The organism is Methylomarinum vadi (assembly GCF_000733935.1).
GTDB lineage: Bacteria > Pseudomonadota > Gammaproteobacteria > Methylococcales > Methylomonadaceae > Methylomarinum > Methylomarinum vadi.
This window is the reverse complement of the sequence record NZ_JPON01000001.1, coordinates 2,602,089-2,622,528: the sequence shown is the minus strand read 5'-3', so window position 1 is coordinate 2,622,528 and position 20,440 is coordinate 2,602,089. Positions and strand designations below refer to the sequence as shown.

General features: G+C 50.8%; 19 protein-coding genes, 1 tRNA gene and 2 pseudogenes. 12 read left to right on the top strand and 10 right to left on the bottom strand.

What is annotated here, in order from left to right; genetic code table 11:
• Positions 1-51 precede the first annotated feature (51 nt).
• Complete coding sequence (gene trxA, locus EP25_RS0113070; protein ID WP_031434299.1) at positions 52-378, bottom strand: thioredoxin TrxA; 327 nt, start codon at positions 376-378, stop codon at positions 52-54.
• Between the two features lie 99 nt (positions 379-477).
• Between trxA and rhlB the strand changes: the two genes are divergently transcribed.
• Positions 478-1,794: an ATP-dependent RNA helicase RhlB gene (rhlB, locus tag EP25_RS0113065; RefSeq protein ID WP_031434298.1), complete on the top strand. Its 1,317-nt coding sequence runs from the start codon at positions 478-480 to the stop codon at positions 1,792-1,794.
• On the opposite strand, the gene yrfG is transcribed toward rhlB, so the two are convergent.
• Positions 1,742-2,398 (bottom strand): GMP/IMP nucleotidase, encoded by a 657-nt coding sequence (gene yrfG / locus EP25_RS0113060; RefSeq protein WP_031434297.1) that lies wholly within the window; start codon positions 2,396-2,398, stop codon positions 1,742-1,744. The two genes, rhlB and yrfG, sit on opposite strands and share 53 nt — an antisense overlap.
• A 95-nt stretch (positions 2,399-2,493) precedes the next feature.
• Here yrfG and nudE point away from each other — a divergent pair, with 95 nt between their 5' ends.
• A complete protein-coding gene (gene nudE / locus EP25_RS0113055) occupies positions 2,494-3,042 on the top strand; it encodes an ADP compounds hydrolase NudE (protein ID WP_031434296.1) in 549 nt (182 codons plus the stop codon).
• Positions 3,039-4,019 carry a hypothetical protein gene (locus EP25_RS22550; RefSeq protein ID WP_160172732.1) on the top strand — a complete coding sequence of 327 codons (981 nt, stop codon included), beginning with the start codon at positions 3,039-3,041 and terminating at the stop codon, positions 4,017-4,019. Before nudE ends, EP25_RS22550 begins: the two co-directional genes overlap by 4 nt.
• Before the next feature lie 5 nt (positions 4,020-4,024).
• Here EP25_RS22550 and bamE read toward each other — a convergent pair whose 3' ends face one another.
• Complete coding sequence (bamE, locus tag EP25_RS0113045) at positions 4,025-4,366, bottom strand: outer membrane protein assembly factor BamE domain-containing protein (protein WP_031434294.1); 342 nt, start codon at positions 4,364-4,366, stop codon at positions 4,025-4,027.
• Positions 4,367-4,600: 234 nt separating this feature from the next.
• Here bamE and hisB point away from each other — a divergent pair, with 234 nt between their 5' ends.
• From hisB to EP25_RS0113015, 6 genes are all read left to right on the top strand, one after another.
• Positions 4,601-5,194, top strand: coding sequence for an imidazoleglycerol-phosphate dehydratase HisB (gene hisB, locus EP25_RS0113040; RefSeq protein WP_031434293.1), 594 nt, complete (start codon positions 4,601-4,603; stop codon positions 5,192-5,194).
• 26 nt (positions 5,195-5,220) lie between these two features.
• Positions 5,221-5,862 carry an imidazole glycerol phosphate synthase subunit HisH gene (gene hisH / locus EP25_RS0113035; protein WP_031434292.1) on the top strand — a complete coding sequence of 214 codons (642 nt, stop codon included), beginning with the start codon at positions 5,221-5,223 and terminating at the stop codon, positions 5,860-5,862.
• Positions 5,863-5,916: 54 nt separating this feature from the next.
• Positions 5,917-6,651, top strand: a complete 735-nt coding sequence (gene hisA, locus EP25_RS0113030; RefSeq protein WP_031434291.1) for a 1-(5-phosphoribosyl)-5-[(5-phosphoribosylamino)methylideneamino]imidazole-4-carboxamide isomerase — start codon at positions 5,917-5,919, stop codon at positions 6,649-6,651.
• Between the two features lie 2 nt (positions 6,652-6,653).
• Positions 6,654-7,427, top strand: coding sequence for an imidazole glycerol phosphate synthase subunit HisF (gene hisF, locus EP25_RS0113025; RefSeq protein WP_031434290.1), 774 nt, complete (start codon positions 6,654-6,656; stop codon positions 7,425-7,427).
• Positions 7,424-7,813, top strand: a complete 390-nt coding sequence (gene hisI / locus EP25_RS0113020) for a phosphoribosyl-AMP cyclohydrolase (RefSeq protein WP_031434289.1) — start codon at positions 7,424-7,426, stop codon at positions 7,811-7,813. The genes hisF and hisI overlap by 4 nt, the downstream gene beginning before the upstream one ends.
• Positions 7,814-7,889, top strand: a tRNA-Thr gene (locus tag EP25_RS0113015).
• 25 nt (positions 7,890-7,914) lie between these two features.
• On the opposite strand, the gene EP25_RS23485 is transcribed toward EP25_RS0113015, so the two are convergent.
• The 5 genes and pseudogenes from EP25_RS23485 to EP25_RS0112980 all read right to left on the bottom strand — a co-directional run bounded on the left by EP25_RS23485 (position 7,915) and on the right by EP25_RS0112980 (position 12,193).
• A complete protein-coding gene (locus EP25_RS23485; protein WP_235185901.1) occupies positions 7,915-8,082 on the bottom strand; it encodes a hypothetical protein in 168 nt (55 codons plus the stop codon).
• On the bottom strand, positions 8,057-9,100 hold the full coding sequence (locus EP25_RS21995; RefSeq protein ID WP_051906666.1) for a type IV toxin-antitoxin system AbiEi family antitoxin: 1,044 nt from the start codon (positions 9,098-9,100) through the stop codon (positions 8,057-8,059). Before EP25_RS21995 ends, EP25_RS23485 begins: the two co-directional genes overlap by 26 nt.
• Before the next feature lie 172 nt (positions 9,101-9,272).
• Positions 9,273-9,749 (bottom strand): annotated as a pseudogene (locus tag EP25_RS0113000) (transposase); the annotation flags it as partial.
• 442 nt (positions 9,750-10,191) lie between these two features.
• Positions 10,192-11,289: an IS91 family transposase gene (locus EP25_RS0112990; RefSeq protein ID WP_036300033.1), complete on the bottom strand. Its 1,098-nt coding sequence runs from the start codon at positions 11,287-11,289 to the stop codon at positions 10,192-10,194.
• Positions 11,286-12,193 (bottom strand): annotated as a pseudogene (locus EP25_RS0112980) (tyrosine-type recombinase/integrase). The gene EP25_RS0112990 and the pseudogene EP25_RS0112980 overlap by 4 nt, the downstream one beginning before the upstream one ends.
• Positions 12,194-12,533: 340 nt before the next feature.
• On the opposite strand from EP25_RS0112980, the gene EP25_RS0112975 reads away from it, so the two are divergent.
• Together EP25_RS0112975 and EP25_RS0112970 are read left to right on the top strand one after the other, a co-directional pair.
• Positions 12,534-13,850 carry an ATP-grasp domain-containing protein gene (locus tag EP25_RS0112975; protein WP_031434286.1) on the top strand — a complete coding sequence of 439 codons (1,317 nt, stop codon included), beginning with the start codon at positions 12,534-12,536 and terminating at the stop codon, positions 13,848-13,850.
• Positions 13,851-13,852: 2 nt separating this feature from the next.
• A complete protein-coding gene (locus EP25_RS0112970; RefSeq protein ID WP_031434285.1) occupies positions 13,853-15,886 on the top strand; it encodes a CocE/NonD family hydrolase in 2,034 nt (677 codons plus the stop codon).
• 720 nt (positions 15,887-16,606) lie between these two features.
• On the opposite strand, the gene EP25_RS0112965 is transcribed toward EP25_RS0112970, so the two are convergent.
• Together EP25_RS0112965 and EP25_RS0112960 are read right to left on the bottom strand one after the other, a co-directional pair.
• Positions 16,607-17,773, bottom strand: coding sequence for a (R)-mandelonitrile lyase (locus EP25_RS0112965; protein WP_084191036.1), 1,167 nt, complete (start codon positions 17,771-17,773; stop codon positions 16,607-16,609).
• Positions 17,774-17,832: 59 nt separating this feature from the next.
• Positions 17,833-19,065, bottom strand: a complete 1,233-nt coding sequence (locus tag EP25_RS0112960) for an iron-containing alcohol dehydrogenase (RefSeq protein ID WP_200875031.1) — start codon at positions 19,063-19,065, stop codon at positions 17,833-17,835.
• A 154-nt stretch (positions 19,066-19,219) separates the two neighbouring features.
• Here EP25_RS0112960 and EP25_RS0112955 point away from each other — a divergent pair, with 154 nt between their 5' ends.
• Positions 19,220-20,158, top strand: a complete 939-nt coding sequence (locus EP25_RS0112955) for an AraC family transcriptional regulator (protein WP_036300562.1) — start codon at positions 19,220-19,222, stop codon at positions 20,156-20,158.
• Positions 20,159-20,440: the final 282 nt, after the last annotated feature.

The window sequence follows — 20,440 nt, the reverse complement described above, 5'->3', positions numbered from 1 at the left end:
GCGGGCCCGTCCAAAATAATTTGTCGGGCCCCAAAAAATTAACCTAGTCGATCAAATATTGCCGTCGATAAAATCGGTTAATTGCGATTTGGTCAATGCGCCAACTTTAGTAGCTTCCACTTCGCCATCCTTGAAAATCATCAAAGTCGGAATGCCGCGTACGCCATAATGCTGAGGTGCTTCCGGATTTTCGTCGATATTCAATTTTGCTACTGTCAGTTTACCCTCGTATTCAGCAGCAACCTCATCCAGTACAGGCGCAATCATTTTACAGGGCCCACACCATTCGGCCCAGTAGTCAACAAGCACTGGGACGCTTGACTTTAACACCTTTTCATTAAATTCCGCATCTGATACATGAAGGACTAAGTCACTCACGCTATTCTCCAATATTTTTCAAATTTAAGACTATAGGGGGGGCAATGATAATTTGTCAATCAATTTCAGAGAAATTAATTTTTACGTTATTCTATTGCCATGAAACAATCACATTTGACCGAAACACGCTTCAGTAATTTGGAGCTTTCCGACTCCATCATAAAAGGCTTAAAGGAAGCAAGCTTTATCAATTGTACGCCGATTCAGGACAGAGCTTTGCCTTTGCTGCTTAGGGATAAGGATATAGCCGGCCAGGCCCAGACCGGTACCGGTAAAACCGCTACTTTTCTACTGGCCACCTTTCAACGATTGATCAATGATGAAAGCGAGCAAATAAAAAACCCCCGTGCGTTGATTTTGGCTCCGACCCGTGAATTGGCGATCCAGATTCATAAAGACGCGATTCAATTGAGCTCTTATCTAAATCTGAAGTTCGCTTTAATATATGGGGGCACCGATTACAAAAAACAACTCGATAGGATAAAATCCAACGTCGATGTCATCATCGGCACGCCGGGCCGCATCATCGACTTTTATAAACAAAACGCCTTCACTCTGAACAACATACAGGTTATGGTGCTGGATGAGGCTGATCGTATGTTCGACCTGGGGTTCATCAAGGATATCCGTTATCTCTTAAGACGCATGCCGCCACCGGAAAAACGCCTGAATATGTTGTTTTCGGCGACCATGTCGTACAAGGTCACCGAGTTGGCTTACGAGCACATGAACAATCCGGTGGTGGTCAAGATAGAAACGGAAGAGGTGACCTCCAAGGCCATCAATCAAGTTGCATACTGTCCGGCCAATGAACAAAAAATTCCGTTGTTGCTGGGCCTGCTAAAGAAACATCATCCGCAACGCAGCATCGTCTTCGTCAACACCAAGCGGAGCGCCGAGGAGTTGAACAGTTATCTGCAAGCCAACGGCTATAAAACCGCTTTGTTGAGTGGCGACGTGCCTCAGGAAAAACGGCAACGTCTGCTTGCCGATTTTCAGGAAAGCAAGGTCACACTGATGATCGCGACCGATGTCGCCGCCCGCGGCCTGCATATCCCCGATGTTTCCCATGTCTTCAATTACGACCTGCCCCAGGATGTCGAGGATTATGTTCATCGGATCGGCAGAACCGCGCGTTTCGGAGCCAGCGGCGAAGCGATCAATTTTATTTGCGAGGAATACGCCTATTCGATGCCGGATATCGAGGACTACATCGGCGAAAAAATTCCGGTGCAAGCGATTTCCGACGAATTGCTGGCAGACGATATCAAGCAACCGGAAAGAAAGCCGCGACGCAAACCCTCGCCAGACAAGCGTAGCGCAAAACCCCGCCGCTATGAGCATGGCAAGGCGAAAAAATCCGCTAGCGAATCGGCATCAACTCCCGAAAATCCTCGATCGCCGGAAACTGCGTAATCGTTCGTTTTTCGGCTCGACTATCCGGTTTGCTGATCGAGATCAGATGGCCGATGCCGAATTCCTTGGCGGCATTCAATACCGCCAGACTATCGTCGACCAGCAAGGTGCGTTGTTTCTCGAACACATGCCGTTCCTGTAAAGTCCGCCAGAAGCCTTGTTGTTCCTTGGCCATGCCGAAATCATGCGAGCAGATGATTTGGTCGAAAAACACGTTCAGGCTGGTTTTATCCATTTTCAGCCGCAGGCTGTCGCGGTGGGCATTGGTCACCAATAAGAGTTGACGGGGCGAACTTTTCACCGCGTCGAGGAATTCCGTCACGTGAGGCAGAACGCTGATCAGGCCGGCGATTTCCAGCTTCAGACCGGCAATGTCGAGATCCAGCGTCTGGCTCCAATAATCCAGGCAATACCATTCCAATTTGCCTTCCAGGGCCTTGAAACGGGGCGCCAGCAGTTGTTTGGCTTCGGCTACGCTCAGACCGTTGTTTTCCGCGTATTTTTGCGGCACGAATTCATTCCAGAAATGGTTATCGAAATTCAAATCCAATAACGTGCCGTCCATGTCCAGCAGAACAGTATCGATTTTTTTCCAATTCAACATAAGAGTGAGTTATATTTTGGTTAACGGCGCGATCATAAACGATCGCCTGATATTTTATTTCATCCGCAGTAGTGGATTTGAATTCCAGTCTAAAGATGCAGCAAAAACCGAAAATAATTACCAAGGAGACGGTCGCCAAAAGTCGGCTGTTCCATATTGAAACACTGGAGCTTGAATTCAGCAATGGCGTTCAGCGCAACTACGAACGCCTGATTCGGGGACCCGGCTGCGGCGCGGTTTTGATTGTGCCGATGCTGGACAACGACACCGTGTTGCTGGTCAGGGAATACGCCGCCGGTCTTGATCGTTATGAATTAGGTTTGCCGAAAGGCAAAATTGATCCCGGCGAAGACCGCTTTGCCGCCGCTAATCGTGAATTGAAGGAAGAAGTGGGTTATGGCGCCAACCGTTTGCAGCACTTGATGAAGCTATCGTTGGCGCCTTCCTACATGGAGCACAGTATCGATGTGATTATCGCGATGGATTTATACCAGGAAAAACTGCCCGGCGACGAACCGGAGGAATTGCAGGTGGTGCCGTGGAACATTGCCGATATTCCCGGTTTGCTGGCTAGCGGCGAATGCAGCGAGGCCCGCTCTATCGCGGCACTATATTTGACGCGTGATTATCTTGGGAAACAATGATGAAGTCGATGGTTCGATGTTGGTGGGACAAATTCAGCAAATGGTTTTATGCCTCCAGTCTGGATCAAATCAATCAGCAAAGTTATATTCGCTTGTCGACCAGCTTTCAAAATATCGAAAAGAAGGGTCCGACCATACCTTATATCGAAGAACAGCTGGAAAAACTAAGAAACGATCCGGACTGGAATACCGTCAAATCGATCGAATTGTTGTTGATCCCGTTGCTTGGCGAATGCGATCTGGATATCGAATTACATTATCAATTACACAAAGCGAGCACCTTGCTAAACAGTCAGGAATATGATTTTTTTCGCCAGGAATTCGAAAGCATCAAGCAGGATGGTTCGGTTCACGAAAGAAAGCGCGCCTTATTGAGTAAATTGACCGCCAGTCTGCACAAATATTACGAGGACAGGCAGTTGCGCAGTTTATACGCCAATAAGGCGCGTCTGAAGATCGGTGTTTTTTTCAGTTTGGCGATCGTGTTCAGCGTATTTTTGTTGGCGATCGGTATCTTGCACCCGGATGGCATATACCAATACTTAGCCCGTTTTTTTTCCGCGACGCCTGCTACAGCCGATTCAGTACCGACGCAGTACGTCGACAAAATACACTTGCATTATGCCGTGACTGCGCTGATGGCTGGCTGTATGGGCGCCTGTTTCAGTATGTTGATCTCGTTGAAAAACCGGGTCGAGACAATTACCCTGCAGGAACTGGAAAACCAACACAGCTTGCATTTTATCTTAACCCGTATCATTACTGGCGTCGGCGCGGCCTTGGTTTGTTATTATTTTTTTAGGGCGGAATTGTTGAGTGGTTCCTTGTTCCCGGATTTCGGCAATGAACAGGAAATCAATCTAAACTCTGCAACCTTTTTTACCTTGATTATCTGGTGCTTCATCGCCGGTTTCTCGGAAAAATTGGTGCCGAGTATTTTGTCCAAGACAGAAGCGCAGATCGACAAGAAAAGATAACGGTTTTATTTTTCCACGACCGGAGCGCCTTCCTGATGCTTGGTGGTGTTGAAGACATAGGAGGCAACCACGCCATTGTTATCGAATCTCACGACCAGATCCTCGGTGCTGCCCTGGCTGAACAAACTGTATTGATAGTGGCCGTAAGTCCAGGTGCGTTGACCGTTTTCGATGCCGACTCGCCATGGGGCGCCGAACAGCGAACGTATTTGCTGTTGGGTGGTTTGGCCGATGTGGATCAGCGGCACTTGGGCGCTGGGAAATTCCCTACCGATCGAGGCGCATCCGGCCGATAGCATCAGCGATAGGCTCAGGGCAATGGCCAGCGGGGAAAGAGTAAACTTCATTGTAATTCTCCATAAAAAGCGCAATCGTGCGGTTAAATCTCATTTAAGTCAACTGCCTGCATTAAACTAAAAAGCCTTGCAATCTTATGGATGGTAGGTGGTAAGCGCTTGTTTGAATATACGATCCTTCGATAAAGCCGGACAATGGTTTAAACATCGATTAAAGTATGATTTCCCGTTTGTTTGTTATTAGGCATGTAGTAGAATTGCTGATTTGTATCCTAGAATTCAGGCATGAATCAACGTACGGCCCAAATCGAGCGTAATACGCTGGAGACTCAGATTAAAATCGAAATTAATTTGGACGGTGACGGTAGCGCTTCCTTCGCGACCGGCGTTCCTTTTTTGGATCACATGCTTGATCAAGTCGCTCGCCATGGCCTAATCGATATCAATATCGAAGCCAAGGGCGATTTGGAGATCGACGCCCACCATACCGTCGAGGATATCGGTATAACCCTGGGCCAGGCGTTTGCCAGAGCCTTGGGCGATAAGAAAGGGATTTTTCGTTATGGACATGCCTACGTGCCGCTGGACGAATCGCTTTCGCGGGTCGTGATCGATTTTTCCGGCCGTCCCGGTTTGTTTTATGATGTTAGCTATCCACGGGCGATGATCGGTTCCTTCGATGTGGATTTGTTCCGCGAATTTTTCCAGGGCTTCGTCAACCATGCCGGCGTGTCGCTGCATATCGACAACCTGAAGGGGGGGAATGCGCATCATATCGCCGAAACCATCTTTAAGGCTCTAGGCAGAGCGATAAGAATGGCGATCGCACCGGATCCAAGAATGGCCGGCATCATGCCGTCGACCAAGGGTACCTTATAATCTTAACCAACAATTAACACATCGATATGTCATCAGTTGCCGTTATTGATTACGGAATGGGTAATCTGCATTCGATTGCCAAGGCCTTGCAGCATGCCGACACATCAGTCAATGTACAAATAGTCTCCGATGCCGAGGCGATCCGCCGGGCAGACCGGGTCGTTTTTCCCGGCGTGGGTGCTATCCGCGATTGCATGCATGCCTTGAATAGCAGGGGGTTGTCCGAGGTCATTAAGGACGTTGCGAACAGCAAGCCGTTTCTAGGCATTTGTCTCGGCATGCAAGCATTGTTGACCGATAGCGAGGAAAACGGATTGACGGCATGTTTGGATATTTTTCCCGGCCATGTCGTGCATTTTGCCGAAGGCTTAACCGACAACGATGGTTCGTTGCTGAAAATTCCACACATGGGGTGGAATAAGGTGACACAAAAACCACATCCATTATGGAATAATATTCCCCAAGACAGCCGCTTTTACTTCGTTCACAGTTATTATGCCGTACCGGATAATGACCAAGACACCATCGCAACTAGCCAATATCCCGATGAATTCACCTGCGGGCTGGCAAAGGACAATATCTTCGCGGTGCAGTTTCATCCGGAAAAAAGCCAGACGGTCGGATTACTATTATTGAAAAATTTTTTAACCTGGGATGGTGCGTGTTAGCACTATTCCTTTGACCTGCCTTAATGTAAGTGTGTTAATTGTTGAGAAGTTGTTATGTTGCTAATACCTGCAATTGATTTGAAAGAGGGGAAATGTGTCCGTTTGCGTCAGGGCCGCATGGAGGATAATACTGTATTTTCTGATGACCCGGTGGCGGTTGCCGGCAAATGGGTAGAGGCAGGCGCGAAAAGAATCCATTTGGTCGATCTGGACGGCGCTTTTGCCGGCAAACCGAAAAACGCCGATGTAATCCATGCCATCGTTGAGGCGTTTCCGGATGTGCCGGTGCAAATCGGCGGCGGAATTCGTGATGAAGACACGATTCAAGGGTATCTCGATGCCGGCGTGGAATATGTCATCATCGGAACCAAGGCGGTCAGCGAACCGCATTTCGTCAGGGATGTGGCGTTGGAATTTCCTGGACATATCATCGTCGGCTTGGATGCCAAGGACGGTAAGGTGGCGATCGACGGCTGGTCGAAATTGTCCCGTCACGACGTTATCGATCTGGCGCAGAAATTCGAGGATTACGGCGTCGAAGCCATTATTTATACCGATATTTCCCGAGACGGCATGATGACTGGCGTCAATGTCGAAGCGACGGCCAAATTGGCCCGTGCCATCCGCATTCCGGTCATTGCCTCCGGCGGTATCACCAACATGGATGACATTCGCGCCTTGGGCGCGGTAGCCGACGACGGCATCATGGGGGCGATCACCGGCCGCGCCATTTATGAAGGCACGCTGGACTTCGCCGAAGCCGAAAAATTGGCCGAATCATACACATAATCATGAGCTTAGCTAAACGTATCATTCCTTGTCTGGATGTCGATAACGGCCGTGTCGTTAAAGGTGTTAAGTTTGTCGATATCCGCGACGCCGGCGACCCGGTCGAGGTCGCTCGGCGCTATGACCGGGAAGGCGCCGATGAAATTACTTTTCTCGATATCACTGCGACTCATGACGACCGGGACACCATAGAACATGTTGTCGAACAAGTCGCCAGCGAAGTCTTCATTCCATTGACCGTAGGCGGCGGCATCAGAACGCTGGATGATATCCGGCGCATGCTCAATGCCGGTGCCGACAAGGTCGGCATCAACAGTGCGGCGGTGCGCAATCCGGAATTCGTCAAAGAGGCGGCGCAAAAATTCGGTTCGCAGTGCATCGTCGTTGCGATCGACGCCAAAAAAGTCAGCGCCGAAGGCGAGCCGGACCATTGGGAAATCTTTACCCATGGTGGTCGCAAGCCGACCGGTATCGATGCGGTCGAATGGGCGAAAAAAATGGTCGATTACGGCGCCGGCGAAATCCTGCTGACCAGCATGGACCGCGACGGTACCCGTGAAGGTTTCGATCTGGCATTGACCAGAGCAATCAGCGAAGCGGTATCGGTGCCGGTAATCGCTTCCGGAGGTGTCGGCAATTTGGACCATCTGGCCGACGGTATCATCGAAGGCAAGGCCGATGCGGTGCTGGCCGCCAGCATCTTCCACTTCGCCGAATACAGTATCGAACAAGCTAAGAAACACATGCGCTCCAGAGGCATCGAGGTGAGATTATGAGCGGTTCCTGGCTGGATGAGGTCCGCTGGACCGGTGACGGCCTGGTACCGGTCATCGCCCAGCAGGCCGATAGCGGCCGGGTCATGATGTTCGCCTGGATGAATAGAGAATCCCTAAAGTTGACCGCTGAGGAAGGCTACGCTGTTTATTGGTCGCGTTCACGACACAAATTATGGCGCAAAGGCGAAGAATCCGGTCACCGGCAAAAAGTGCTGGACATACAATTAGACTGCGACGAAGACGTCATCCTGTTGAAAATTGAACAAGAAGGCGGCATCGCTTGTCATACCGGTCGGGAAAGCTGTTTCTATCGCAGTTTGATAGATGGGCAATGGCAACCGGTAGAACCGGTGCTGAAAGACCCGAAAGCGATCTACCACAAATAAGCCGATGTAGCTCAGTCGGTAGAGCAACTGATTCGTAATCAGTAGGTCGCGGGTTCGACTCCCGCCATTGGCTCCAGATTACAAGGTTTGCAGCGGTTTTGTCACAAGCCTTTTTTATTGGCCGTAGCTAAATCGTAGCCAATCGACTCATCGTCAACGGCCCGAATCGCGGAAAGACGGTCGACATAGTTATTTTGTTCAGCTATGTCGGCGATCAGCGCGTAAATTGAAACGATCGCTTCGCTAATTTTCCCGGAAATGTTCTGCAAGTTCTCGCTCATAAATGATTTGTGCTGTTTCGATGTTTCTCGGGTCGCCGGTCGCCATCAAGTCCGCATAGATAAGTATCGGATTGACGATATCCGTTCGATCAGATTCATGTTCGACATCCCAAAACGCTTTGAGGATTTCGATATCGCCGTTTTGGTCTCTGCGTAGTTTGTACCATCTTATTAGATCACGCGTTAGGTCACGGACCCGCTTTTCCCAGGCATAGATAGTAACCGTTTGCGGTTTTAAATAATTAGTCAGTCTATCTGCGGCCACTTCGCCGCCCCAATAGGCATACAGATTATGTAAAACCACTGTTTGCCACCAGTCCGGATCAGGTGCTCGGTATCGTCCTACTACAAGCTTGGGTCTGAGTTGTTCTGGGTAGGCAACCAGCCAACGTTCCAATAGTTTTTTCCGATTTTTCAAGCGGCGCCCGAGAGTCTTCATCTCAATAATATGTCCCAATCGGATTAAATCCCTGAATACCCAGCCGACTGTTCCCAGTGCAACACCCGCCGTTTGCGCAATATCTCGATAGGGCGCTTTGACTAGATCCGGGTGGCATAGAAGAGCAAAAACTACCTTCAAACCCATCGGGCTGAATGCACGATTCATTTTTGGACTAGTCGTTTGTTCTTCGACTGACTTATTGCCTTTGATATAGATATAAACAGGCAAGGCATTGATATAAGCATTGCCGACAGTGTCAAGAAACCAAATATCCATCGCCTTGAGTCGCTCAGCCATGACCGGGTTTATATAGTCGGCTATCAATATCCCTTTTTCAGTTGCCTCGATTAAGTGAACAAACTGATTGCGTATATTCGCTAAGATCGGAATAGTAACTCTTTTTTTACATTCGATAGCCAAAGGTATTTCTCTAGCGCCGGTATTCAAATTACCTGTTGCGTCCATGGTGTTATGGAAATAACGATCAACCTCAATGGTAAAGCCTGTCTGCTCCCTGAGGCTCTCCACTGCTTTGTCTATTAGTCCGACATCATTCGTTTTCACTCTAATATCTCTATTGCTATAATTAGTACTTGTTCATTATTTTAGCTTGTTCATTAAAAATGTACATAGGTAAAAAATGAACGAGATGTATTTTCGTAACTAGTAGTTAGGAGTACGATAAAAAAACTTACTTTGAAAACGTGAAATCGCCGTATCCCTTGATAGACGGGGGATACAGCGGATCGTCGGTGGCGTCTAAGTCCAGGATCAGGGATCGCGGAGCCGTCTCATACGAGGCGATGAATTGCGCCACCAGTTCCTCATGAACCCGCCACATCAACCCTCGATCCGCCCGCTGTTCGAACCGGCACAAAGTTGATGGACTACTTAATGTCCGGTCTTGCTCTACCGCCGTCTGTAAGGCCAGATCGTTTCTCAGCGTGCCGTGATCATTCAAATCCTCATAACCACAGGCCAACCCATAAACTCTTTGCCGTAGCAAGTCGACAGAGGGATGTTGGATTTTGGCCGGATCGCGAGAATCCGGAATGTGTTGGGCAATCCGTTCCGTTAATCGTAACCGTTGATCCACCGTTCTTAACAATAGCACGCCGCCATCGCTGGTGATTGCCCCACCGCTGAATTGAGCCGCTATTTTACGGCGTTTTAGGGGAGGAAATTCTATTTGAGCTGGAGTACAATTTGTCATGGGCTACTTGTTGGTTAAATTCAATCTAACCAACTGAATTTTATCAAATATCAACAAGCATGCCCGCCTCTCTCATGAAATATTCGGGTTAGGGGGAGTTTCCCTATCCGGCTCTGGTTAGAAAATGCCACAACGAATAAGGTTAGATTGTAATCGCGGAGCGAGCCACAATCTGAACCGTTTGTTGGACAAGCCCGGTATTCGGAGGGAGCGTTATATAAGAAAATAGCTTTTCGAAGGATTGGGGGATGTGTTGGCCCATTTCAAGCGTTGACGTCGATAAACGGGCTGAAATGGGCGTGATGCTGATCATCACACCCGGAATTTCGGATTTTAGCGGCATTTTGCCCTGAATTCAGACCGAACGAAAGCCTCGGTGCTAAAATGCCCGATGATCGGTTTGGGTCAGTGAGAAATGCCGCTTACATAACCGGTTTTGCCTCTACGCTTTGGTCGAATTCAATGCCATGACAGCCGAAGAACCGAGAATGCGCGTTTTGATAATCTGCAGGGTTCCACCACAACATGGGCATTGGAGTTTCGGGCGGGGCCTGAGCCAAGCGATAGCACGATTGGGATTGACGCCGAGCAAGACTTGCAGCAGACGAATCAGCCGTTTGCTGTTGGGGTGCAAAAAGCCGAAGTTGCGAGTCCGCCTAAAGCCTTTGGGCAGAACATGGCGGAGCATCAGCCACAGAAACTTCACGCCGGGTAGTGTTCGAGTCTGCCACTTTTTGGTTTTGCTGTCCTGGTAACGGAAGGTTACTTGGCCATCTCGGCAGGCAATAATGTCCTTTTCCTGGATAACGCCCTTATAGAGATAACGTCCCAGATAAACCAAGGCTTTATCGCCGCGTCCGACCGACTTGACGTCAACGACCCATTGTTGCGGATAGTAGTCAGGCAATGTCAAACCGGCCTGCGAGATCGCTTCAAGCAATTTGGCCCGAAACACTTTGGCCACTGCCTTGTGATTGAACAAATAGCCTTTCCGGCCCTTTTTACCCTGTTTGGTGCGCCACAGTCGTTTATCAGGATCGATGGCGGCCGCCGGCATCACCAAGTGTACATGCGGATGGTAATCCAATCGGCGGGAATGGGTATGCAACACAGCAATAGCACCGGCATTGCCCTGAAGCTGTTGATCGTTGCGGGTGAAGGTGTTGACGGTATCCCAACTACAGCGGATCAGCAGATCATACAACGTACGTTGCTGTTGCCAGGCCAACGGCCTGAGTTCTTTGGGCAAAGTAAACGTCAGCAAAAAATATTCGGCCGGCACCTGCTTCTGCAACTGCCTTTCCAGCCATTGTTGCGATTCGTGCGACTGGCAATGCGGGCAGCTGCGATGGCCGCAGGAATGCGGCACCAAGCGTTGCCGATCGCAATCATCGCATTGCGCCAACATCACAGGGCCTTGCGACGTGCGGCAGTGTTTCATCGCGGCCAGCGCCTGACGCTGACTGGGTGACAAGCGACCCTGGTAAGCGACCAGAAACTCGGCTTCGAAGGTTTGGATGATGGCGGAAAGCAAGATCATTTGACCGCCCCCCAGTCGATGTCGAAGCCATTCATTAAGGCATTAATCAACTGGCCGGTATTTTGATTCGTGCCGTCGGTCAGGTGAGTATAGCGGGCAGTGGTGAGGATACTGTGGTGACCGAGGATTTTCTGCACTTCCAGTAGATCGACGCCCGCTTCAATCAAATGTGTGGCATAGCTATGCCGCAGACAGTGCGGGGTAATCTTTTTTTTAAACCGCAGTCTTGCGCGACTTGGCGCAGAGCCTTTTGCACGCCACCGCGATCCAAAGGGCTCTGCGCGCGCTGCGCGCCCTTCAAACCGCCATGGCGATTGGGAAACAACATGACCGGATGCCGGTGAACTTGCCAGAAGCGGCGTAGCAAATCCAGGGTGGCAGCCGGCAACGGCACCAGTCTATCCTTATTGCCCTTGGCATCTCGGATATGCACGCGTTGGCGACCGGCATCGATATCCCCAACCTCAAGACGCAATCCCTCGCCGAGGCGCAAACCTAGACTGTAGAGCGTGAAAAAGAACACCCGGTAACTGAGAATACGCGTGGACTGGAAGATACACCGCGCCTCGTCGACAGTGACGATATCCGGCAAACGTTGCGCCTTCGGCGGCTTGACCAACTGCGGCGCGACCCAAGGCTTGCGCAGTACATGGGTGTAATAAAACTTGAGACCGTACAGGTCCAACTTGACCGCACTCCAAGAATGCGACTCCAGCAAATCGGTGAAATAATCGGTCAGTTGCTGTTCGGTCAACGCATTGATGTCTTCGTTGAAATACTGGCCGATACGTCGAATCGCACGGGCATAGGCCTCGATCGTCTTGGGCTGCAACCCTTTAAGTTTGAGGTGTTTCAGATGGCTTTGATAGTTTTGCTTGAAATGGGATTCGAATGATGTTGTCATTGTCGCGTAACCTCATGATTCGTCATGGAATAATCCCTCTTAAAAGAGGGCGTGAGATTACATTTTATAAATTACCGGCTACTGCCGCTTTTCTCCGCGTTAGCGGCTTCGTCCAACATACGAATTAGTCAGTCATTAACTTGGTGAAGTTGAAAACCATCGTAACTAAGCATATGAGACATATAATGTCTAACACGTCATGGCATAGGGTGGTTTGGACGAGCAGGTTACCCCTGGCGGGTATCATCAATATCAATAGTATCAGGAAGACAAATTGGCGCCAGAGTGGTTCCCGGTAAATAGAGGAGTTCTTTGAAGACTCCTGCGAGGTCAGTTGGTGATGGAAAAATTGCAAAAAAGAAATATCTTTGTGCTAGGTTACGACGAGCGACACGCCCCGGATCTATTACAGATATCCGATGCAGACCGGTTTGACTTCCACCCTCTGTTGCGATCTGACGAGGTCGTATATCAACACAATTACGTGATTGACAAAAAATTGGACAAGGCCAGGCGGATTTTGCGTTCGTTCAGCGGGTCTGTGGACGCCATTGTCTGTCACTGGGATTTTCCGGCCACCTCCATGACGGCGGTACTTTGCGAGGAATGGGGGCTTCCCTCTCCCTCCCTCCATGCTGTTCTCAAGTGCTCCCACAAATACTGGAGCCGAATTGAGCAACAAAAAATTGTGCCGGAAAACACACCGGCTTTTTGTGCCCTAAACCCGTTTGATGAAAGCGCGGTGGCCAGCGTCACGCTGGATTACCCTTTCTGGATAAAGCCGATCAAGGGCTACGGCTCGATGCTGGGCTTCCGTATTAACGGGCCCCGTGATCTGGAGCGGGCGTTAAAGATTGTTCGCCAAAAGATTCGGCGTATCGGCGATCCGTTCAATACCCTCCTCATGAGGGTCGATCTTCCTCCCGAAGTGGCAGGGATCGATGGTAACTGTATGATCGCCGAAGAATTGATCCACGGTCTCGAAATTGCGCCTGAAGGCAGCGTTCAGCGAGGACGGTTTCACGCACACGGCATGGTAGATATGGTGCGCGACCACAATCACAAGAGTTTCCTGCGCTATGAATACCCCTCGCAGGCTCCCCACGCTATTCAACAAAGGGCGCTCGAAGTGGCTGAGAAAGTGTTGCTGCAGATAGGTTTTGACAATGGCTGTTTCAACATGGAGTTTTTCTGGGATAAGGCAACCGATAAGTTGTGGATCATCGAAATCAATCCACGGATCTCCCAATCCCACTGCTATCAATTCGAAAAAGTTGATGGAATGTCGAACCACGAGATTGCCGTTCACGTAGCCCTTGGCGATCAGCCTCATTTTCAGCACGGAAAAGGTCCCTATAAGCACGCGGCAAAATTCCTGCGGCGGTATTACAGCCAGGAGGATGGCGTCGTGATCCGGGTGCCGCTCGATGAGGAACTGGACCAGTTGAAAACATTGCAGCCGGACACCGATGTACGGGTAAAAGTAAATAAGGGGCAGTATCTCTCTTCTCTGGTAGACCAAGACGCCTACAGCTACGTGCTGGCGGAAATTGAGGTGGCTGGACAAACCGACCATGAGATGTTGACAAAATACCACCAGGCGGAGGGGTTACTGTCCTTTGAGATTCGCGCGGTGGAAGGAAGCAGGAAAGAATAGCTATGCGACAGTGCGAACCTTCCGATCTACCCTATCGGGTTGATATTATCGAGAACCTTTGGATACCCTTGGCGGATGGTGGACGGCTGGCAGCCCGGCTATGGCTTCCGTCTGAAGCCGAGCAGAGCCCCGTGCCCGCCATCTTCGAATATATTCCCTATCGAAAACGAGATATGACCCGGGCCCGGGATGCCGTTAACCATCAATACCTGGCCGGCCACGGCTACGCCTGCATTCGTGTCGATCTGCGGGGCAGCGGCGATTCCGACGGTGTCATGCTGGACCAGTATCGGGAGCAGGAGCTTAGCGACGGTGTCGCGGTCATCGAATGGCTGGCCCGGCAACCCTGGTGTGACGGTAACGTTGGGATGATGGGTATCTCATGGGGTGGATTCAATGCACTGCAGATAGCCTCGCGTCGGCCCGAAGAGCTCAAAGCAATTGTGACGGCCTGCTCCACCGACGATCTCTATGCCGACAATATGCACTACATGGGCGGCTGTCTACTGACGGACAACCTCTCCGAATCCACTACCATGTTTTCCGTCAACAGTTGTCCTCCGGATCCGGAGATTGTCGGCGAGCGGTGGCGAGACATGTGGCTGGAACGGTTGGATGGCAGCGGCCTGTGGCTGGAGACCTGGCTTCGGCATCAGTCCAGGGATGGGTACTGGCGGCACGGCTCCGTGTGTGAGAATTACGGTGCCATCCGCTGCCCAGTGATGGCTGTGGGAGGTTGGGCGGATGGATATACCAACGCAATATTCCGCCTGCTGGAACACCTGGAGGTGCCGCGACAGGGACTGATCGGTCCTTGGGGTCACAAATATCCCCACCAGGGAATTCCCGGTCCGGCCATCGGTTTTTTGCAGGAGAGCCTGCGCTGGTTTGACCATTGGCTGAAAGGATGTGATAACGGCATCATGGCGGAGCCGATTCTGCGGGCCTGGATGCAGGATAGTGTACCGCCGACCTGCTATTATCACGAGCGGCCCGGACGTTGGGTCGGGGAGCAGGAGTGGCCTTCAGCACGCATAGAAACCCGCGAATTTCGGTTGGCTCCCTGGCGATTACTGCGGGAAGATGAGAGCCGACCGGCAGATGCCGGTGGAGAATTGTCAATTCAGTCACCCTTGAGCGTCGGTCTCTTTGCCGGCAAATGGTGTTCCTACACCGCCGCGCCGGACCTGCCCCACGATCAGCGGGAGGAAGACGGCGGTGCGTTGGTTTTTGAAAGCGGGACACTCACCGAGGATCTTGAGATTCTTGGCGCGCCGGAATTGGAACTACGGGTGTCCAGCAACAGGGCCGTTGCGATGGTGGCGGTGCGGCTTTGTGACGTCGCACCCGACGACAAGATCACCAGGGTCACCTATGGTCTGTTCAACCTCAACCACCACTGCGGAAGTGATCGGCCGCAGGCTCTGACCCCCGGCGAATTTATTCCGGTAACCGTACCGCTGAATCACATTGCCCAGGTTTTCCCCAAGGGGCACCGCCTCCGGGTGAGCGTTTCCACCTCCTATTGGGCCCTGGCATGGCCTTCACCGGAACCCGTGCGATTGACCATCAAGCCGGCGGATTCTGCTCTTCGACTGCCGGTTAGGCCGTGCAGCGAGATTGACGAGACAATTGCATTTGAGCAGCCGGAAGGGGGACGACCACTAGAAATGACCCACCTGGAGCCGCCAAATCATAACTGGTTGGTGCATCGCGACCTGGCCGACGATCGTTCGATACTCGAAGTCATTCAGGATCAGGGACGTATTTTCATCAGTGAAATCGATCTCGAGATCATCAATTCAACGCGTAATTGGTATACCTATCAGGACGATGACTTCACTTCACCGAAAGGCGAGACGAAAACAAAACGCGTTTTCCGTCGCGGCGACTGGCAGGTAGAGACAACTACCCATACGATATTGACCGCAGACGCCGACAATTTTTACATCTGGGCGGAGCTGGATGCCTGGGAGGGAGAAAAACGGGTTTTTTCCCGGAACTGGGACATCACAATTCCACGGTATTACCTGTGAGCCTTGCGCAACTGGCATTCAGAACGATGGATAGAAAAGCAAAAAGAGGCGATTGTTGGTAACAATGGAAAGTAAATCTCACTGGGACTGATCTCGTATTGCGTGTAATAACCTATTCCTGAAGATCGACGAATATTCGAAGTCAAATAGCATATATTTTTTGTGAAAACGCTACCACGTCTTACAATCAAGCATCTATAGCGGTAACTAATAGGCAACTCACGAATCAACTGCTGTCACTAGTGTTTACCAACGTGGCAGTCCCCAACTGGCAGAATTTGATCTGTCAAAATTGAAAGTGTAACCCCTATTTGATATTCGAAGATTTGCGTTCAATGTCGGCAGTGGTTCGATGAGCCGCCATTCAACACCTAGATTCAATGGCGAGTGAACCAACTAGTGCGGTGCGCTGGCATGGCAGATAGGTGATGAAAGTTCAGCCAATGCACTGTGAGAAGCTAAGATGTATACAAAGGCAAGGGTGTCCCTCCCAAGAAACTTGGTACTGCTTCCAAGGGGGTTGACGATAATGCCGAGCCAATGCGGGGTCTGAAGGAAACCGTAGCCAAATCGGCCACCTAAACGCAGTTGAACCTTTGATTAGGTGAAAACAAGAGGACGAGGCTCGCTCGCCCGTCGAAGTCCGTATTCTCACCGCAATCAGTTTATTCTTATGGAGTAAATTTTTCTGCTTGAATAGTGATAGCGTTATATATTGCATTATGGATTTTTACTTCGGTTGGATAGAACTGCCATGAGCGCCTGTTCGGCTCGACCTCCTTCCTGTTTCCCCACCGTCTCTTTCAGCACTGTCACCAGCGCCGTTAGCTCGTTCTGCGTGAGCCCAACGTTGGATGCGATTCCGACGTGTGCCTTGAGCTGAGAATCAACGCCATCGATGCTTGCCAGTGCAGAGAGCGTGGCAATTTCCCGGCTCTGATCATCCAGAATGCCGCGGGTGAACAGATCGCCAAATAGATGGCTTTGCAGAAGCCGATTGATGTCGGGCGCAAAATCGAATAGCGGTCCGGAAACCGGCCTGCCGACCAGCCGGGTTTGTACTTCCTTGCCCAATTCGGTGCTGCTCTTATCCGTGAGCAACGAACTTGCCGATTTGCCGGCCTCATCCTGAATGCCCTCGGCTTTTCGCTCGTCGAGGACTGTCATCAGCGTGGCAAGACCGTTCAACGCGCGAGGAAATCCGGCGTAAGCGTAGAGATGAATTTGAATTTCCTTGATTTCATTAACGCTCAGGCCGGCATTCAGTCCGGCTTTTATTGCCTTATTCAATCGCTCCAAGTCTCCGCTTGCGGTAAAGGCTGCAATCGGTACGATGCTCTGCTGCTTTGCAGTCAAAGCATCAACATTGATCGAGGACTTCTCCTTCGTTTGGCGACTCGCGTAATATTGCGCATCGCTAACCTTTTCCTTCCAGACCACATTTTGATCATCCAGGCTACCTGTGATCACCAGATGGGTCATCTGCTCGTCCGGCGTCGCACCGTGCCAGTGATCGATATTCGGCGGACACCAAACGGCATCGCCTACGTTGAATTCGATGACTTTGCCGTCTCGGGTTCCCGTAAGTGCGACGCCGGAGGTAACGACCATATGCTGCCCGGCCGGATGAAGATGCCATGCCGTTCTGGCGCCGGGCTGAAAGGTAACATAAGCGCCGGAATAGTGGGCTGTTTCATTGCCGGGAAATATTATGTCGACCCGAACCTCGCCGGTAAAATAGGCTTCCGGTCCTTTGAAAGACTTTTGCGAGCCGGCTTGATATAAGGTTTGGCCAGCAGGCTTCGCTTTGGCCGCCAATCCGAACTTGGTCACACAACCTGTCAAGGCAAGCATCATCGTGCTAAAAAAACGCTTTTTCGTTGGCATATCAAAAGCTCCTATCGATTACCGTTTAATCAGAACAGGGTTTTTCCCAAGGTAGTTCACTACGCCGCGGCACGCAACACCGAGACGATATCGGCTTCGGTCATTGGCGGAAGGGCCGGCAGTCGGCCGTTCTCATCATGAATAATCCGCAAGGTTTCCTTGGCATAGGTCTCGATCAACTGTGCATCGATGCCCATTTCGGATAGATGCGTCGGACAACCGATGGATTTTAGAAACGACTCGAAACGGTCTATTCCGGCGAGAGCGCACTCTATATCGTCCGGGCTGTTTGCAGAAAAGCCAAAAATGCGTTCGGCAAACTGAACAAACTTAGACGGGTTGATTTGCGCGGCAAATCGCATCCACGCCGGGTTGATGATTGCCAGGCCTGCGCCATGGGTAATGTCGTGATAGGCCGAGACGGTGTGTTCGATCATGTGAACCGGATACCCCGCACCGCCGCTACCGGAATTAATCCAGCCGTTCAATGCGACGGTCGCTGCCCATTGGATCTGCGCACGCGCATTCAGATCGTTGCCGTTAGCGATAGCTTTAGGGCCATATTCCATTGCGGTCAAAATGACGCCTTCCGCAAAACGGTCCTGAATTGGCGTATCGCCGACCCCATTGAAGTAGCTCTCGGTGATATGCGTCATCAGGTCGCAAACACCGTAGGCGGTTTGGTCTTTGGGAACACTCACCGTTAATTCGGGGTCGAGCAGCGCCACCTTCGGATAAAGGCAATTTGCCGAGACAAAGGATTTCTCCTTCGTCTCCTCATTGGAAATCACTGCGCTGCAGTTCATCTCGGAACCGGTGGCTGCCAGGGTCGGAACCGCGATCATCGGGAGCGCTTGGGTTGGAATATGCGGGGCCGCTTGACCGTGGAAAATCATATCCCATGGATCGCCGTCATATAACACGGCTGCCGCAATGACCTTGGCGGCGTCCATGGTGCTGCCACCGCCCAGCGCAACGACCAGGTCGCATTCGTTTGCGCGTGCGATTGCCGCGCCGCGTTTCACCGATGAGATTCTGGGATTCGGCTCCACGCCCTCACACTCAAATACCGAGATACCGGCATCTTTCAAGCTCTTGAGTGCCCTGTCGAACGTACCGATGCGTTTAACGCTGCCACCACCGGTCACCAGCAATGCGCGCTTGCCATATTGCCCAGCCATTTCGCCCAAGCGGGGCAGAGAGCCGGCACCAAAAACGAGACGGGTCGGATTTTGATATTCAAATTGCATGATTGGTTCTCCGCTTTCAATTAAATAGGATTCGCCATCCATTTAAGCAGTGAAACAAAAAACACGGTATCGCGTTTCTATTCTTTTCTTGCCTGATTCTATTTGCCTTGAGATATCGGCGTTGTCGAATCAAACATGGCGGTGCTAGACTCGTTAGCAGGCATCAATAGCGATAATGCAAAGACTAGGAAGTTCAATGGCTAGCGATAGTTCAAATACACAGAACGAAAAGACCAGTGGAATCAACAGTGGAGCGGCAAGAATGGCGGAAAGGATTGCGCGATGGACCGAAGGAAAAAACAGCCTCGATACCCCGATTCGTGGGCTCAGCCTGCATCGTTGGGATGCACCGACCGAGCCCACGAGTTACATGCTCGCTCCAAGCATTTGCCTGATTGGGCAAGGACGAAAACGTCTGTTTCTTGGCGAGGACGTCTATATCTACGATGCTCACAGGTTTCTCATTACCTCCGTCGACCTTCCGGTGGTCGCGCAAATTCTAGAGGCCAGTGGCGAAAAGCCTTACTTGGGATTAACGATGGAACTGGACCTTCGCATGATCGGCCAACTGATGCTGGACAATGACATGTCATCGCAGGCCCCAACAAAAGACCGTCTTGGAATAGCGATCAGTGAAGTCTCCGTCCCTCTGATTGATGCCTTTAATCGGCTGCTCGACCTTATCGAACAGCCGGACGACATCCCTGCTCTGGCACCACTCATTCAACAGGAAATCTTTTATCGCCTGCTAACGGGTGAGCAGGGGCCACGCTTGCGACAAATTTCCACCATTGGAAATCATGGCTATCAAATCGCCCGGGTAATCGATTGGCTTAAGGATAACTTCAGCAAGCCAGTAAAAGTCGAAGAGTTGGCAGGCAAAGCAGGATTGAGTGTTTCAGCCTTTCACAAACATTTTCGTTCCATGACAGCCATGAGTCCGCTTCAATTCCAAAAAAGAATGCGGTTGAATGAAGCGCGGCGGTTGATGTTGACGAGCCATCTCGAAGCTTCGCAAGCCGCATTCGAGGTTGGCTATGAGAGTCCCTCCCAGTTCAGTCGGGAGTACAATCGTTTATTCGGCGCTCCTCCGATACGAGACATAAAAACCTTGATTCAGGATTCAACTAAGTAAAGGTTCAACCAGGAATCTCCCGGCATTAGAGCAAGTACTAAAAGCCTGACCTGAAATCTAACGTATAGGAATAGGTCTATTTTGTATTCTACGCATTCAACATGGGTCAAAAAATGGGGGGATATATGGTCCGCCCAACTTTACCAACAGGTTCCAAAGAGATATTCGCACTATACAGAAATTGCTGGGCCACAACTAAAGGAAGCTAAAACCCTTTGATTTTGACCCAAGTAAAATCATTGGCGGCAATGAGCCAGTTTGCAGCCATTTATAAAGGTCTGT